The sequence below is a fragment of the Acidovorax sp. GW835-FHT14B10 genome, from assembly GCF_058793725.1.
The window spans coordinates 21,284-37,271 of the sequence record NZ_JBXAGC010000007.1 but is presented as its reverse complement, the minus strand read 5'-3'; the positions used below and the strand labels follow the sequence as shown (position 1 = coordinate 37,271).

Annotated in this window: 18 protein-coding genes; all 18 read right to left on the bottom strand. The window is 56.1% G+C overall.

The features are described 5' to 3' along the window. Positions 1–38: 38 nt before the first annotated feature. On the bottom strand, positions 39–1,184 hold the full coding sequence (locus AC1Q5S_RS07385; RefSeq protein ID WP_492238588.1) for a hypothetical protein: 1,146 nt from the start codon (positions 1,182–1,184) through the stop codon (positions 39–41). 57 nt (positions 1,185–1,241) lie between these two features. Next, positions 1,242–3,185, bottom strand: coding sequence for a polysaccharide biosynthesis protein (locus AC1Q5S_RS07380; RefSeq protein ID WP_492238597.1), 1,944 nt, complete (start codon positions 3,183–3,185; stop codon positions 1,242–1,244). A gap of 29 nt (positions 3,186–3,214) precedes the next feature. Then, positions 3,215–3,790 carry an acetyltransferase gene (locus tag AC1Q5S_RS07375; RefSeq protein ID WP_492238587.1) on the bottom strand — a complete coding sequence of 192 codons (576 nt, stop codon included), beginning with the start codon at positions 3,788–3,790 and terminating at the stop codon, positions 3,215–3,217. Between the two features lie 20 nt (positions 3,791–3,810). Continuing rightward, entirely contained in the window at positions 3,811–4,182 is a 372-nt protein-coding gene (locus AC1Q5S_RS07370) for a type II toxin-antitoxin system VapC family toxin (RefSeq protein WP_492238586.1), read from the bottom strand. Continuing rightward, complete coding sequence (locus AC1Q5S_RS07365; protein WP_492238585.1) at positions 4,169–4,396, bottom strand: DUF2281 domain-containing protein; 228 nt, start codon at positions 4,394–4,396, stop codon at positions 4,169–4,171. The genes AC1Q5S_RS07370 and AC1Q5S_RS07365 overlap by 14 nt, the downstream gene beginning before the upstream one ends. Before the next feature lie 69 nt (positions 4,397–4,465). After that, on the bottom strand, positions 4,466–5,026 hold the full coding sequence (locus AC1Q5S_RS07360; protein WP_492238584.1) for a sugar transferase: 561 nt from the start codon (positions 5,024–5,026) through the stop codon (positions 4,466–4,468). Continuing rightward, on the bottom strand, positions 5,010–5,975 hold the full coding sequence (locus AC1Q5S_RS07355) for a UDP-glucose 4-epimerase family protein (protein WP_492238596.1): 966 nt from the start codon (positions 5,973–5,975) through the stop codon (positions 5,010–5,012). Before AC1Q5S_RS07355 ends, AC1Q5S_RS07360 begins: the two co-directional genes overlap by 17 nt. Continuing rightward, positions 5,975–6,904, bottom strand: a complete 930-nt coding sequence (locus AC1Q5S_RS07350) for a glycosyltransferase (RefSeq protein WP_492238583.1) — start codon at positions 6,902–6,904, stop codon at positions 5,975–5,977. Before AC1Q5S_RS07350 ends, AC1Q5S_RS07355 begins: the two co-directional genes overlap by 1 nt. Positions 6,905–7,246: 342 nt before the next feature. Then, entirely contained in the window at positions 7,247–8,026 is a 780-nt protein-coding gene (locus AC1Q5S_RS07345) for a glycosyltransferase family 2 protein (RefSeq protein WP_492238582.1), read from the bottom strand. After that, a complete protein-coding gene (locus AC1Q5S_RS07340) occupies positions 8,023–8,964 on the bottom strand; it encodes a glycosyltransferase family protein (RefSeq protein WP_492238581.1) in 942 nt (313 codons plus the stop codon). The genes AC1Q5S_RS07345 and AC1Q5S_RS07340 overlap by 4 nt, the downstream gene beginning before the upstream one ends. A gap of 123 nt (positions 8,965–9,087) precedes the next feature. Next, entirely contained in the window at positions 9,088–10,308 is a 1,221-nt protein-coding gene (locus AC1Q5S_RS07335) for a hypothetical protein (RefSeq protein WP_492238580.1), read from the bottom strand. Between the two features lie 263 nt (positions 10,309–10,571). Further along, the gene (locus AC1Q5S_RS07330) at positions 10,572–11,840 is read right to left on the bottom strand and encodes a flippase (RefSeq protein WP_492238579.1); all 1,269 of its coding nucleotides are present in this window, start codon (positions 11,838–11,840) and stop codon (positions 10,572–10,574) included. A gap of 9 nt (positions 11,841–11,849) precedes the next feature. Further along, positions 11,850–12,395: a dTDP-4-dehydrorhamnose 3,5-epimerase gene (rfbC, locus tag AC1Q5S_RS07325; protein ID WP_492238578.1), complete on the bottom strand. Its 546-nt coding sequence runs from the start codon at positions 12,393–12,395 to the stop codon at positions 11,850–11,852. Continuing rightward, on the bottom strand, positions 12,392–13,279 hold the full coding sequence (rfbA, locus tag AC1Q5S_RS07320) for a glucose-1-phosphate thymidylyltransferase RfbA (protein ID WP_492238577.1): 888 nt from the start codon (positions 13,277–13,279) through the stop codon (positions 12,392–12,394). The genes rfbC and rfbA overlap by 4 nt, the downstream gene beginning before the upstream one ends. Continuing rightward, entirely contained in the window at positions 13,276–13,677 is a 402-nt protein-coding gene (locus AC1Q5S_RS07315; RefSeq protein WP_492238576.1) for a type II toxin-antitoxin system VapC family toxin, read from the bottom strand. Before AC1Q5S_RS07315 ends, rfbA begins: the two co-directional genes overlap by 4 nt. After that, positions 13,674–13,880, bottom strand: a complete 207-nt coding sequence (locus AC1Q5S_RS07310) for a type II toxin-antitoxin system VapB family antitoxin (RefSeq protein WP_492238575.1) — start codon at positions 13,878–13,880, stop codon at positions 13,674–13,676. Before AC1Q5S_RS07310 ends, AC1Q5S_RS07315 begins: the two co-directional genes overlap by 4 nt. Positions 13,881–13,923: 43 nt before the next feature. Next, complete coding sequence (gene rfbD, locus AC1Q5S_RS07305; protein ID WP_492238574.1) at positions 13,924–14,826, bottom strand: dTDP-4-dehydrorhamnose reductase; 903 nt, start codon at positions 14,824–14,826, stop codon at positions 13,924–13,926. Then, positions 14,823–15,893 (bottom strand): dTDP-glucose 4,6-dehydratase, encoded by a 1,071-nt coding sequence (rfbB, locus tag AC1Q5S_RS07300; RefSeq protein ID WP_492238573.1) that lies wholly within the window; start codon positions 15,891–15,893, stop codon positions 14,823–14,825. Before rfbB ends, rfbD begins: the two co-directional genes overlap by 4 nt. Between the last annotated feature and the right edge of the window lie 95 nt (positions 15,894–15,988).

Below are 15,988 nucleotides of genomic sequence, written 5' to 3'. Positions count from 1 at the left end.
ACAATGAGGCGCAAATTGTGCCGCATCCATGGGGCCAGTCAGGCCTTGGGGCCATGGGGCTCCCGCAGCATCTGCACCAGCGCATCGCGCCACGCCAACAAGGCAGCCAGCACACCTGCCAGCACGGCCACCAGCCCAATCACCATCAGCGGGCGCGGACGCTCCGGCCGGTTGGGCACGGACGGCTGGGCGATGAACTGCGCTTGCGACAGAAAACGCGCGCTGATGGACGACATGTCTGCCGCCAGCGAGGACAGTTTTTCCCGCTGTGCCTCGGTGTTGGTCTCCTTGGAAAACCGCACGATCACATCGGCCAGCTTGAGTACGCTCTCGCTGCCACTGCGCGCCTGGACCAGCGCTGCCTGTGCGTCTGCGATGAGCGCCTTGGCAAACGCCTGCTGCTCCATTTCGCGGTCGAGTCGCTGGAGTTTTTCGCGAATATCGATCATTTCAGACTCTGCGCCCACCAGCTGCGCCACGGGCGACATGAACTTCTCGTTGTCCTTGCGCACATCCACCACCTGCTGGCTTTCACGCCGCGCAACGTCGGGATAACTGGACATGACCTTCTTCAACGCCGCCACGCGGTTCTGCGCCTGCTCGATGTCAAACTGGTACTTGAGCTTGCGCTCCAGCGCGCGGTCGGAGAACTGGCGGTTGTCCGCCGCCCAGCGGGATACCTGGTCGCGTACCGTCTCGCGCGTGGCCACGTCCTTGAAATACGCCCCCAGCCAGCCCGCCACACCGGCGGCCTGGTGGGGGTCGGGTGCCGAATAGCTCAGCTGCACACCCAGGTAGACCGAGGCCTTGCCCTCCTTGCCTTCCTTGCTGAGAAGCAGCTTTTCACGCTCTTGTTCGATCTGCAGCAAAATATCCGGCAATTGCTTGGCATCCACCTTGCTGACCTTGGGCACGGGCATAAGCCATTCGCCGCGCGGCATGTCACGCACCAGTTTTTCGACCTGGGACGGCTCCAGCCCCGGCGGCGGCACCACGCCAACATACTGCTGCACCGTGTGCCCGTCCACGGCCAATTCCGCAAATCGCTTGTATTCCGCCGTACCGATTTCCATGCTGAGCACGCCCTCGGATTTGTAGCGCAGCAGCGGGCCATAGCCCAGAGCCGCCCCAACACCCGCACCAACCACCATGGCAACCAACACGGTCGCGACTTTTTTACGCATTCTTCACTCCAAAATTTTCAGTTGACCCGATGTACAGGGCATGCACCGTTGCGGGGCCTACCCGTTCTCTTTCTCAGTGGTGGATGCACGCAAAGATTCGGGACTGTATCCATGCACCAGTTGCAGCAGGATGCTTCTCATGGTTTCCTGATCGCTCTGTATGGCGGCGTGCCGCATTTCCACCAGTATCGGTGCCAGTTGCGGCCAGGGCAGGAAGTCTTCGTGCGCCTTCATGATGCGCGCGTGGGCGGTGCCTTCGGGATTATCGCTAATGAGCAGTTCCTCATAGAGCTTCTCTCCGGGCCGCAGGCCAGTGATGCGGATTTCGATATCGCCACCAGGATGGTCTTCGTCGCACACCGTCATGCCCGACAGCTCCACCATGCGCCGCGCCAAGTCCATGATCTTGACCGGCTGCCCCATGTCCAGCAAAAACACATCACCGCCGCGCGCCATGGCGCCGGCCTGCAGCACCAGCTGGGCGGCCTCGGGAATGGTCATGAAGTAACGGGTGACTTCCGCGTGCGTCACCGTCAACGGGCCACCATCGCGCAATTGTTTGCGAAACAGGGGCACCACGCTGCCGCTGCTGCCCAGCACATTGCCAAAGCGCACCATGGAAAACAGAGTGCGGTTGCGAACCTCGGGGCTTTGCGATCCGTCGGGCAGATGAAAAACCACCGAGGCGCTGTCCGACAACGCCTGCAGCACCAGTTCGGCCATGCGCTTGGTGGCCCCCATCACGTTGGTGGGGCGCACGGCCTTGTCGGTGGACACCAGCACAAAGTGGGCCACTTCGCTTTCCATGGCCGCACGGGCCATGTTCAAGGTGCCGAACACATTGTTCAATACCCCCTCGGATGGATTGCTCTCCACCAGCGGCACATGCTTGTATGCGGCCGCGTGGTAAACGGTGGCGGGCCGGTACAGGTGGCAAATTTCCTTCAGGCGCCCAAAATTGCCGACGCTGGCGAGCAGCGGAACCAGGTCCACCGGCAACGCATGCTCGGTGCACAAACCTTCCAGCTCGCGGTGGATGGAGTAAAGGCCAAACTCGTTGTGCTCCACCAGCACCAGCTGGCGCGGTTTCTCTTGAATGATCTGGCGGCACAGCTCGCTGCCTATGCTGCCGCCGGCGCCGGTCACCAGCACGACCTTGCCAGCCAGGTTCTTGGCCAGCAACGACGAATCGGGCGGCACGGGTGGGCGCCCCAGAAGGTCCTCGACATCGAGCTCCTGAAAATCCTGCATCGTCACCCGGCCCGATGCCAAGTCGCCCATGCCGGGCAGGCTGCGCACGTGCACGTGCAGCCCACGCAACATCGCAACAATTTCATTGCGGCGCGTGCGGTCGAGCGACGGCATGGCCAGCAAAATATCGGTAACACCCATGCGCTCCACGGCATCTGCCACCTCGCCGGGCGCGATGACGTCAACGCCGTTGATACTGCGCCCCGCCTTGGCCTTGTCATCGTCGATAAAACCCAGCAGCACAAACTGGTGCGCCAGGCCCAACGCGTACGCTGTCTGGACCCCCGCATCGCCGGCCCCGTAAATCAGCAAGCGGCCCTGGGCATGGCGCGCCTTGCGGGTGCCACCCGCCAGCCAATAGCGTGCAATCGCCCGACTGCCCCCTACCAGCAGCAAAAAGAGCAGCGGCTGAATCAGGCCCACGCTGCGCGGTACCCCGTCCCACTTCAACACCAGCAGGGCGATAAAAAACAGTACCGCATAGACCCCCACGGCCCTGGCTGTGGTGAACAGCGCCGCCATGCCGGTGTAACGAAAAATGGCGCGGTACAGCCCAAAACGCACAAACAGGGGAAACGCCAGCAAGGGCGCCAGCAGGTAGACATACTTTTGCTGCAATTGCGGCAGACCCGTCTGGTCGACGCGCAAATAAAAAGCGACCCAAACCGAAAGCAACGACAGCACCAGATCGAGCGCTACCACCACCAGGCGTTTAATAGGGCGCGGCAGCGCCAGCAATGGAATCACCATGAATTTATGAATTGGCATTTCTCGACTTCTTATTTCGCGGCCACAGCCTGACCGGGTTGCAGCACCATTCCGGCCACCACCGTTACCCCGTAACCCAGAACAGACCCCGCCTGCATCCAGGCGCCGCGCCCCAGCACCGAGCCCCCCGCCATGGCCGCATTCACGCCCAGATGGCCAAAATCGTCCACCCGGCAATCGTGATCTACCACCGCACCGCAATTAACGATAACGCCTACCCCTAACTGAGCCTCTGTGCCAACGACAGCACCAGCCATGACGGCGCACCCCACGCCGATAACGGCCCGGGGTGAAACCATGGCCTGGGGGTGAACAACCGTGGCCAGCTCAAAACCTGCAGCATAGAGCCTGTGCTGCAGCGCCTCGCGCAGCCGGTTGTTTCCAATGGCCACGATGGCCGCATCGGCACAGTCACGGTATCTGTCCAGATCAGCCGTAGCGCCAAATACCGGCAAGTCCCAGACCTGCTGCAGGCCTGGCGCCGCATCGTCCACAAAGCCCGCCAATTCGTATTTGCCAGCGGCCAGCACAGCCTCTGCGACCGAGCGCCCGTGGCCACCCGCGCCCACAATCAGCAAGCGTTTCATCAGTGGAAAACCCCAACTACTCATGTAGCACTGTGCATAACCGACTCCAGACCGACATCCAGCGTCAAAAGCTCCAACCCATGGCACAAGGCCGTGGCTGCAATCAGCGCATCCGGCAGCCTTACCCGGCGAGATTGTCGCAACTCAATCGCCTTGTCTTCGACGGCAGAGGAAATTGCAAGGTAGGTTAACTGCGCCAGCCGCTGTCGGATCAATGCATCTTCTTCTGCCGTGATACCAGGGTAGCCCAACAACTCCATGCGCGTTACCGCACTGAAAGCGCATTGCTGCACCATCAAGCTCATGCTGCCCAGCATTGCCAATATTTCTGGCGTTGATTTCAGCATCCCCAGAATGACATTGGTGTCGAGCAAATACTTAACGCCACTCATTGCGCAACTGCTGTTGTATAGCCAAGGGTGAACCGGTAAAAGTCTTTGTGTTCTCCAACCCACCGCACAAGCTTGCAAGACTCCTATTGGCTGGTTGGCTGAGCATGTTCAATTGTCTGGCTCGCAAAAAATCAGCAAAGTCAAGAACCTCAGCCAGCAAAGGTTCCGGCAAGTTCTGGACCGTTTCAAGTAGCCGCTCTGAAGTTGTTGACATCATGTTCACCCTTTTTGACATTAACCTGATTAGTTTAATTTTTTGCCTATTGACAATGCATGGCAAACATTAATGCGACACTCCATCGCGGCGCAGCACCTTCACAAAGGTCAACCAGAGAATTCGAATATCAAACCAGAGTGATTGCCGCTGCAGGTATTCCACATCCAGCTTCACCTTGTCAGGAATCGGCAACTCATCACGCCCATTGACCTGCGCCCAGCCCGTCAGACCAGGCACCAGTTCATGTACGCCCTGCTGGGTGCGCAGTGCAATCAGGTCCTGCTGATTGAACAGCGCAGGCCGGGGGCCGACAAAGCTCATGTCTCCGACCAGGATGCTCCACAGTTGCGGCAGTTCGTCCAGGCTACTCTTGCGCAAAAAGCTGCCAATCGGCGTGAGGTGCGACTTGGCATCCGCCAGCAGGTGCGTGGCCACGGCGGGCGTGCCCACCCGCATGCTGCGGAACTTGGGCATTTTGAAAATCTTGTTGTTGCGCCCCATCCGGTCAGACCAGTACAGGGCAGGCCCTGCAGAGGTAAGGCGCACCGCCACCGCGACCACCGCAACAGGGAGAGCCAAAACCAGCGCCGCGCACAAGGCGAGTAGCAAATCAAACAGACGCTTCACGCAAATATCCTTCCGCCGCTCTTTTTAACCCCTCATCGATAGACAAGGGCGGCACCCACCCCAGCAACTGCTGCGTCTTCGATATGTCAACCTGCAAAGACCCACACAAGCGCTGCGCAATCGCAGGCTTGCCCACCAATGCAGCCCCTGCTTTTAGCAACATGGCGGGTACAGGAACCAACCGCGCCGGCTTGCCCAAGGCCCGCCCCAAGCGCTGCAGCAATTGCGTCGTGGACAAGTCCTCCCCGTCCGAAACCAGAAACGTCTGGTTTGCGGCCGCCGGATGATCGATGCAGGTCACGATCAAATCAACCAGGTTGCCCAGCGCCACCATGCTACGGCGGTTGTGAATAGCACCCAGCGGCAAGGGCACGCCACGAGCCAACCAGCGCATCATGATCTGGAAATTGGCCTTCACACCAGGTCCGTACACCAAAGGGGGACGAATGATGACCACCTCCATGCCCGTTTGCGCGGCAATGTCACGCAGTCCTTGCTCGGCCTCCATTTTGGAAATGCCGTAGGGATCAAGGGGCGCGGGAATTTCGTCCGCAAAAAAAGGAAACCCCAACCTCGTGGTTTCCCCATTAACCTTGATGGAACTGATAAAGACAAATCGCCGGACACCGACTGCTGCGGCCTGTCGGGCTAAATTCAAGGTGCCATGAACATTGACCCGGCGAAATTCATCCAGTGGATTTTCAACCTTATCGGCCATCACATGCACGCGGGCAGCAACATGGACGACAATTTGACAAACCGGAAGCAAACCTTGCCAAGAGGTACTGTCGTCAATACTTCCAACCACGACGTTTTCTATTCCATCGCGGAAATCGCAGGAAGAGCGGGTCATGCCGTAAACGAAAAAACCACGAGCAGCTGCCTCACCACAAACGGCTTGACCCACAAAACCATTCGCACCGGTGACCAGCACTTTTTGCAAATTCATCAAGAATGGTTTCCTGCAAAAAATAAAACCACACACGACAGGGCGAATAATATTTTTTCGCGAAATCGCCTGCGGCACTCCCATGCATGGAAGGCAAGAAACAACATGCCAGCCCTGCCACTACCAGACCACCGTCTAACGAAACGATCGTTTCCCAATCCAATCAAGTCAGCGATCAATGTGGACTGACCCAAGCCCCACCCACTTAAAATTTTTCGTGCGCGATGAAGAGAAGCCTGCCAGCCCTTGTTCACTCCGACCTGATTTTTTTCATGCTGCCTGTACAGCATTCCTGCATAGGAATCAATCACCCATCGATAGCCGTTGGCGCGTGCATACGCATATATAAACCAGTCATGCAGACCTACCTGTTGAATATCAATCCAACGCCGTTTCAATAGACCTTGAATTGCGAATGCCAGGTTTCTTCGCATGACATAGGTGCATCCAGGTCCAGCTGCTTCAAACAAAAAATCCCAACGAACCTGTTTTTGAGATTTTTCAATCAAGTGCTGACGACCATCCGGCCAAAATGCCAAAACGTTACTTGAGTAAGCATCTGCTTCAGTGCGAGAAATCACCTCATGCGCACGAGAGAGCTTATCAGGGAGCCAAATGTCATCCTGATCCGAAAAACAAACATAGTCGAATTCCGAAATATCAATTTCGTTCAGAATTCTGAAAAAATTTCTTGCAGCACCTCCGAAATGCTCGCCATATCTTAGCACCACAACAGACGGATGTTTCAGTGCCAATCTTTCACAGAAATCCAATGTGTCATCCGTTGATCGATCAACACTGATGAAAATCATTAAAGAAACTCCATGTTGCTCAAAAATTGAATTCAACTGTTGTTCAATCCATTTAATTCCGTTATAAGCAGCAAGCAACACAGCTACACGTGGAATTGGTGAATCATCATCAGACAAAGGCTACCTCAACGCTCTTTTTATATTAATATGGTAGTTACAGAAAAATATAATTTTTTGCAAATAAACAGATATCTGTGCAACTGAATTTAATCATTTACATGAAAATAAATCTCAATCTATCAATGCTTCAATATTTATTCCGCTTCTTCGAAGTCGCAAAAATCTCAAGATAACGAATCACCCCTCCATGCACGGGCAATTTATAATATTCCAAACTTAGAATCGCCATCAATAATCAGATGTTCAAATCCTTGTAGCATTGCAACGCCACTGATTCCAGTGTATCTCTAATGGTAAGTGCACTGTTGTTGGAAACGGCAATAACACTGATTTTCATGCTCATGGTCTGCGGGCTCCGGCTGGGTTTGTAGTCGGTGTGTGGCGACCAAGGATTAATTTACCTAGGCGGCCAGCAATGATTAAAAGCAGCGACAAACGCCACCGCAACATGCGTAACCAGCCTTGTCGCCGGGATGGACTTACGTTGCCGCCATGGCGTCTATATTGCATCAACGGCGCTGAGATGTAATGAACTCGACCAAGAATGCTACCGAGCACCCCTAGCCACATGTCATGCATCGGCACAGAGCGCGGAATAGGTAGCGCAGCAACCATCAGTTCGCGGCGCAGCGCCATAGCGCAGCCGAGGTATCGATTGCGCACCAAGGTGCTCAATATGTTGCCGCGAAAGCCACCACGAGTCGCCATGAACGAGGGCGCGATCACACTACCATTTGCGTCGATGAGTTGGGCGTCGGAGACGACCACCAATGTTCGTGGATCGCGCTCGAATGCGGCAACAAAGGCAGCTCTTTTACCCGGTAACCAAATGTCATCCTGGTCACACAGGAAAATGATTTCTTTACTAGACATCAAGAGTCCACGCTCAAACGTTGCAAAGACGCCAACGTTAGTCAAATTTCGTACAACGCTTACCACCGGAGATTTCAAGGAGTCAAGCAACTCAAGAGTTCCGTCTTGAGAGCCATCGTCAATGATTATCAACTCATCATCCGGCAGCAACTCATCAAGCACTGACTTCAGTTGCTCAGCCAAGTATGTTCGACCGTTATAAGTCGCCATGATGACTGACACGGATGGGTTACTGATCGATTTCATTTGGTACGAAGAATTTTTATGGCGGCACGAACGCATACACAAACTAGCGCGGGTCGCCGCGTGGAAAGCAATAATTTGATCGTCCGACCCATATGCCAAAGCAAATGCAGAATCGACGAATATTGCGGCCCGCTTTTCAAGAACTCAAGTTCGGCGGCAAGAATTGAACAATACCGATCAACGCCCATTGACTTCATTGATTGAACTGAAAGTGAATGTTCAACTCGAGCGGACGATACTGCAATAAATTCCCCACGCCGCTGCAACTCACGAAACAACCAGTGATCAAGGTAGTCAAGAGAGAACGCTGCAGGGATCGGCAATACCGCAGCCAGAGATTCTGTCCGGACGATTGAAGCCGATGCGATTGCAGTTAACCCAACGCGGTCGTCGGCTACGGTTTGCGTATCTTCATGAGCATAAACGCGCCCATAGGAGGTGATCCAGGATGGCGAAATTAAGGCGGAACCGTCAAACACACGAGGTACGACAGCACAGACAGGCGTTTCATGCGCAGTAGTATCCAATGCACGCTCCGCATCCAGGAAAAAATCATGAGGAAGATCGGTATCGTGATCGAGGAAGAGTATCCACGGATACCCTTTTGCCCTTGCAATTTTCAGCGCATACAAATAAGCCGCCCGGGTGCCGCCATTGGAAGCATCATGAAACAAGTCTATCCGTTCGTGCCCACCACAATCGAGCAACTGCGGAACAGGACTGTTGTCATAGATAAGGCAGTGAGCCAGATTCAGACGAGCAGATGCCTTTATTGGCGCGGTCAGCCATTGCATGAGGCGCGGCGCACACGGCACATCCTTAAAGGCTCTGTTGTATAGGACGATCACCGCCAACACGCCATCCACACGAACAGGATCCGCGCGCGCTATAGAACCATACGCCTCAGATTTAATAATTTCACGAGAAGAACAAGACATATGATTCGATCAGCCCCCCCGGATTCATACTACACACGAAAAACCACGCAAAAAAATAGGTGTACTACTTTGCTGGCAATGAAAAATATTTATTTTTTATTATTAAAAAGCCAACGACATCATTCAAATCTCAGAAAACGCTACTGACCCTGGCAACGGCGACACCGCAGCAGCAGAGCCCATCTCGGACGCAGACTCCATCCTCGATATCGTTCGCAACGAAAATATAGCCATCATCACAAACGATAGCCCGATTGGGTTATTCAGGTACGGATTAGTGCCGGTTTGCACATAGACCAGTAGTACACCAAAGAAAAACGCACAGGCCAGCCGGTAATATTGAGCATGGGATTCTATGCAACGGAAGTAGTACAGCGCAATGCCAAACGGCACCAGCCAGAAAACTAGCGCGGCCGGCCCCATCTTCCAAAAAATCATAAGATAGCTGTTTTCAATCGCCAGACGTCCATTAATATAGGTACCAAAACCTTCACCGAACGACAACACACCCACGCTGACGTTTTCAGCCATAAAGGCGAGATCATCAAGACGAATCGAGTTCGATATTCCACGCTGCTCAAGCAGATACCCCTCATCCAACGAGGGCAAATATACCCAGACGGCAAACAGAGCGATAGCTGCCAAACAAACGGCTACGAAGACTGCACGCCACCTACCCATCGTACACAGCAACAGAATACCAGCCACACCTGTGGCCAAGATGAACCCGCGAGTAAGAGTCAAAATCAAAGCAGTGAGTACGACGATGAGCCATAAACCACGCCAGCGCCCGCCAAGCGCAGCAAGGAAGATCGCACCGATCCCGAGATAAAGGAAGCCCTTGTAGAAAAACAGACTCTCGTTACGAAATAAAATTTCACCACTCATATCGGCCCATTCATAGAAATCACCGAAGTTGATTTGCTCAGTCGCAAGCCCTGCAATAACCACCAAATAACTCAGTGCCATCACGATTGCAGCCATTTGTATCAACTGCGCTGTTCGAAGCACCATCTGCTCGCGCTCCAAGACGATGGCAAAGAAAGGTGCAACCAACCAGTACAGGAGCGGCGATAGATCAGTAAAAATATCCTCGGGCGCAGAGCCCTTGAACAAACCAATAAACAATGAGGGAAAGTGAGTAACAATGAACCCTGCTACCAACATCATTGCCAATGAAACTGCTCCACGAACAGTGGCTTTTCTCAGGAGCAAAAACACAGTAGCGATCAAACCGGCTGCAAATAACACCATCCGCACGGTGATCGGACCCAGCTCAAGCATGCGACCGCCCCCACCAGCAAAGAGCTCCAGCGCGATGAGTGTATAGAGAAATTTAATCACAGATAGTTGGCTTCGAAAAATTCAAATTTTCTAAAAAAGATTACCAGACTGCTGCAATACTGGTTGCGCCCCTAAAGCTTGAGGAAATCGATTAAATACAAGCGACTTCAACAATTAAATTCACACATCACTCATTACTTTTACCTACCCAGAAACTATTCAATAGAGACTAACATGAGCCCACGATATGCACTTCAAAAAAGCAGCCAAATCACCATTACCTTAACAATAAATTCAAATTCACAACCAATAAAACAACTCACTCAGAATCCTTTGCTTTTTGCATAAACAAGCAAGAAAACTAAGTCTATTGCCACTCTAATCATCCAAGCAATTGCTGCACCGATCAGTCCAAAGAATTCCATACTGGCGTAAAGAACCGGGACATAAATGGCGAGCTCAAACATATGCAAGTATGCGGTTTTACGTGCATCACCTGTCGCCTGAATAGCAGCGAATGGCACGTGAGCGACGCCATTCAGCAGCAAGCCGAGAGCCATCACACAAACAATGGCCCACGACTGCTCAGCAAATGCTTCGCCCAGCCATAGGGTGAGCCCCCATTTAGAGCCCAAAGCAATGATTAGACAAACCGGCAAGAGCACAGCCGTGACGATCTTGATGCACTTTCTGTATAGTCGCCTGGCCTCGATTCGATCCGTTGTCATGACGGTGGCCAGCCTTGGAAACAGAACAGCCGTTAGCGCCCCAGGCACGACAAGCACCCGGATCAACACCTCAAACGGCACGGTGTAATAAGCCACGACAGCTGCGCCCAACACGCCCGAAATGACGAAGCGATCCGCGGTAACCATGAGCGGACTTACAACATTCGTCACTGTCATCCAGACACCGAAGGAAAGCAGGTCGCGAATGTTTTCATTGTTCAATCGTGCCGATGCCCAGTCAACAGGCAATTTGCGGTGGACCAGCCAGGCATGCACCATCAGCACTGCAACACGCGCCAGTATCAGACTTCCGACAATCCAGGCCAAAGAATCACCGACAAACATGACGGAGATCGCCGGCAGGCCAAAATTGGCCGCACCAAGGCCCATGCGCAGTAGATTAACCACCTTGAAGTCTTCGTAAGCCTCCAAAATTCCGCGTAGCCCGGTTGTCACCGTTGTCAGCGGGATACCGATGGCTGCAATAAATAGCGCCTGAACGGTGCTGGATTGCAGCGGAACGCCGACGTTAAGCCAGCGCAAAGCTAAGTCATTAGCCAGAGCAGCGAGAATGATACCGCCCACAGCGCCTGTAGCCGCAGTGAACCACAAACCAGTCTTAACTAGACTCGGAAGTTGATCATGCCGGCCTTCCGCTCGCGCCTTGGCAACCTGCTGGGTCAGGGCGCGACCCAGACCAAAGTCGAACAAGCTGAAATAGCCAATCAATGCCCAAACAAGCGTGAGAACACCAAACGCTTCCACGCCGATTTTTTTCAGCAGGTACGGAATGGTGACAGCACCCAACAAAAAAGGTAATCCGGTCCCTGCTAGGTTCCAAAGCGTATTGCGTCTGAGCGACATGAAACCGACTCAGACTTCGCTCAGGCATTTGCCCTGAATATCCTTGGAAGACAGCAGCGGAGTTGCGATACGGTGCTGCGCCAGCGGCCAGTCAATACCAATGACCGGATCATTCCAAGCTAGGCAACGCTCATGCTCCGGAGCATAGTAATCCGTCGTCTTGTAAAGGAAGTCCACCGACTCGCTGAGCACCACAAAGCCATGCGCAAAGCCGGGCGGCACCCAGAACTGCCTATGATTTTCTTCATTCAGTTCTATACCCACCCACTGACCGAAGGTTGGCGAATTCTTGCGAATATCCACCGCCACATCAAACACCGCCCCACGTACCACGCGCACCAGCTTGCCCTGGGGCTTCTGGATTTGATAATGCAGGCCGCGCAACACGCCTTTCCCGCTACGGCTGTGGTTGTCCTGCACAAACTGGTAGGCGGTGCCAGTGGCTTCGTTGAAAGCTTTCTGGTTAAAGCTTTCATAAAAGAAACCGCGCGCGTCGCCAAACACCTTGGGTTCGATGATCAACACGTCGGGGATGGCTGTGGGCGTGACTTTCATGACTGGCCTCCTTCTGCCAGCATGCGCTGCAGGTACTGGCCGTAGCCATTCTTGGCCAGGGGTTTGGCCAGTTTTTCGAGTTGCTCCGAAGTGATGAAGCCATTGCGCCAGGCAATCTCTTCGGGGCAGGCAATCTTCAGGCCCTGGCGGTGCTCCAGCGTGGCAATGAACTGGCCGGCTTCGAGCAGGCTGTCGTGCGTGCCGGTGTCGAGCCAGGCGTAGCCGCGCTGCATCATCTGCACGTTGAGCTGACCCCGGTCAAGATAAGCCTGGTTGACGGCGGTGATCTCCAGCTCGCCGCGGGCACTGGGTTGGACGGCCTTGGCGATGTCCACCACCTGGTTGTCGTAAAAATACAGGCCAGTAACGGCGTAGTTGCTCTTGGGTTTAGCAGGCTTTTCTTCGATGCTGCTGGCCTTGCCATTGGCATCGAAGGCCACCACGCCGTAGCGCTCGGGGTCTTGCACATGGTAGGCAAACACGGTGGCGCCGCTGGTTTGGGCGTCGGCCTGGGCCAGCAAGGGGGCGAAGTCGTGGCCATGAAAGATGTTGTCGCCCAGCACTAAAGCGCTGGGGTGGTTGCCCACAAACTTGTCGCCAATGATGAAGGCCTGGGCCAGGCCATCGGGGCTGGGCTGCACGGCGTATTGCAGGTTCATGCCCCACTGGCTGCCGTCGCCCAGCAGTTGCTCAAAGCGGGGGGTGTCTTGCGGGGTGCTGATGATGAGCACGTCGCGGATGCCGGCCAGCATCAGGGTGCTGAGCGGGTAATAGATCATGGGCTTGTCGTACACCGGCAGCAGCTGCTTGCTGATGGCCAGGGTGGCCGGGTGCAGGCGGGTGCCGGAGCCGCCGGCGAGGATGATGCCTTTGCGTTGGGTCATGAAGGTTTGCCCTCTTGGGCGTGGGAGGTGGGTGAATGGGCCACGCCGAACCTTGCGGCCAGCCCAGCCAGCCGTCGGTCCAGGGTCCACAGCGTGGCACCGGGGGTGATGAGTGTTGATGCCAGAAGATGGATGTCGATGAGGCCGCAGCCAAGGCCATAGAGCTGTTTGTCTTCGATGAACGCCAAGACCTCTGCCTGGGTAGGAAGGGCGGCCGAGCGCAACAGCCCGATGTCGTGCAAGGTTCGGCTTCGGGGCGCCGGTGGTGTGCCGCAGGCAAGTTCGCCAATCACCATCGGGTGGGTGAGCGACAAATCTAATGCCACCAAATCGACCAAGGCGTCGTTGCGGCACCTGAAATGGGCCACCCATACCGAGGTATCGACCAGTACATTCATTGCGTGGGCAGCGCTTCGCGGCGGCGTGGCACATCTTGCATGTCGGGCGCCGTGCCACCCAGAGCCGCCAGGCGCTTGGCCGCCTGCACACGGATAAAGGTCTGAATGGCCGCACGGAACAGCTCCGCCTTGTCCATACCCGGGTCGATCATGTCCAGCGCCTGCTGGTAGAGCGCATCGTCGATGGTGACAGTGGTTCGCATAAATAAGCACCTCAATTGATGAAATATTACATCAATTATCACATCACAGAATTTCGCGCAGCATGCGGGCTACGCCGGTGCGCCAATCGGGCAGCGTGAGGCCAAACGCCGTTTGCAGCTTTTCGGTGTTCAGGCGCGAGTTGTGCGGGCGCCTGGCGGGCGTGGGGAAGGCGCTGGTGGGCACGGGGGCCACTTCTTTTGCTACCAACTCAATAGCTGGTTGTGCCTGCACTGCCAGGGCCAGAACATGTTTGGCATAACCATTCCAGGTGGCGTGGCCGCTGGCGGCCAGATGGTAGATGCCCGCTGTGCCCTGCTGCCCGGCTGGGCGCTGCAGCACCTGGCGGATGGCGTGGGCCGTGACATCGGCAATCAGCTCGGCGCCGGTGGGCGCGCCCCATTGGTCGTCGATGACGGTCAGGCGCTCGCGTTCGCGCGCCAGGCGCAGCATGGTTTTGGCAAAGTTGCCGCCGCGTGCGGCGTAGACCCAGCTGGTTCGAAAGATCAGGTGTTTTTGGCAGTGCTGGGCGATCAGTTGCTCGCCTTCCAGCTTGGTCTGGCCATACACGTTGAGCGGTGCGGGCGTGTCGATCTCCACCCAGGGCTGGCTGCCGCTGCCGTCAAATACATAGTCGGTGGAGTAATGCACCAGCCAGGCGCCCAGTTGGTGCGCCTCTTGCGCCAGCACGCCGGGGGCGGTGGCATTGATGAGGCGTGCCAGCTCGGGCTCGCTCTCGGCCTTGTCCACGGCGGTGTGGGCGGCGGCGTTGACGATGACCTGGGGCCGCAGGCGCTGCACGGTCTCACGCAGCCCGGCCAGGTTGCCCAGATCGCCGCAGAAGTCGGTGCTGTGCCGGTCCAGTGCGGTCACCTCGCCCAGCGGGGCCAAGCTGCGCTGCAGCTCCCAGCCGACCTGGCCGTTTTTGCCGAGCAGAAGAATTTTCATGCCGCAACCGTGCCCGCGTATTGGGTTTGCAGCCAGTCGCGGTAGGCGCCGCTTTGCACGTTGGCCACCCACTCGGGGTGGGCCAGGTACCACTGCACGGTCTTGCGGATGCCGGTGTCAAAGGTCTCGGCGGGCTTCCAGCCGAGCTCGCGTTCGATCTTGCTGGCGTCGATGGCGTAGCGCCGGTCGTGGCCGGGCCGGTCTTTGACGTAGCTGATTTGCGTGCGGTAGCTGCTGCCGTCGGCCTTGGGGCGCAGTTCGTCGAGCAGGGCGCACACCGTGTTAACGATCTCGATGTTGGGCTTTTCGTTCCAGCCGCCGATGTTGTAGACCTCGCCCAGCTGGCCTGCTTCGAGCACGCGGCGGATGGCGCTGCAATGGTCTTTGACGTAGAGCCAGTCGCGCACCTGCATGCCGTCGCCATACACCGGCAGCGGCTTGCCGGCCAGGGCGTTGACGATCATCAGCGGGATGAGCTTTTCGGGGAAGTGGTAGGGGCCGTAGTTGTTGCTGCAGTTGGTGGTGAGCACCGGCAGGCCATAGGTGTGGTGGTAGGCGCGCACCAGGTGGTCGCTGGCGGCCTTGCTGGCGCTGTAGGGGCTGTTGGGCTCGTAGCGGTGCTGCTCGGTAAAGGCCGCATCGCCTGCGCCCAGCGAGCCATAGACCTCGTCGGTGGAGACATGCAGCAGGCGAAAGGCCGCTTTATCACCAGCCGGGAGGTTGCCCCAGTAGGCGCGCACGGCTTCGAGCAGGCGAAAGGTACCGACCACATTGGTCTGGATGAAGTCTTCGGGGCTGTGGATGGAGCGGTCCACATGGCTTTCGGCGGCAAAGTTGATGACGGCGCGCGGCTGGTGCTGGGCCAGCAGGCGGGCCACCAGGGCGGTGTCGCCGATGTCGCCCTGCACAAAAGTGTGCCGTTCATCGTCTTGCACCGAGGCCAGGGTTTCGAGGTTGCCGGCGTAGGTCAGTTTGTCGAGGTTGACGACGGGTTCCTGTGATTGCGCCAGCCAGTCGAGAACGAAATTGGCGCCGATGAAGCCGGCGGCGCCGGTAACGAGAATCATGATGTGCCCCAAAGATACTGCCTGCTGGCAAAGCCGAAAATTATCGCACCCGCTTCGGATTGTGACGTAACCAGGTGCTGCACAGGGCGGGACGC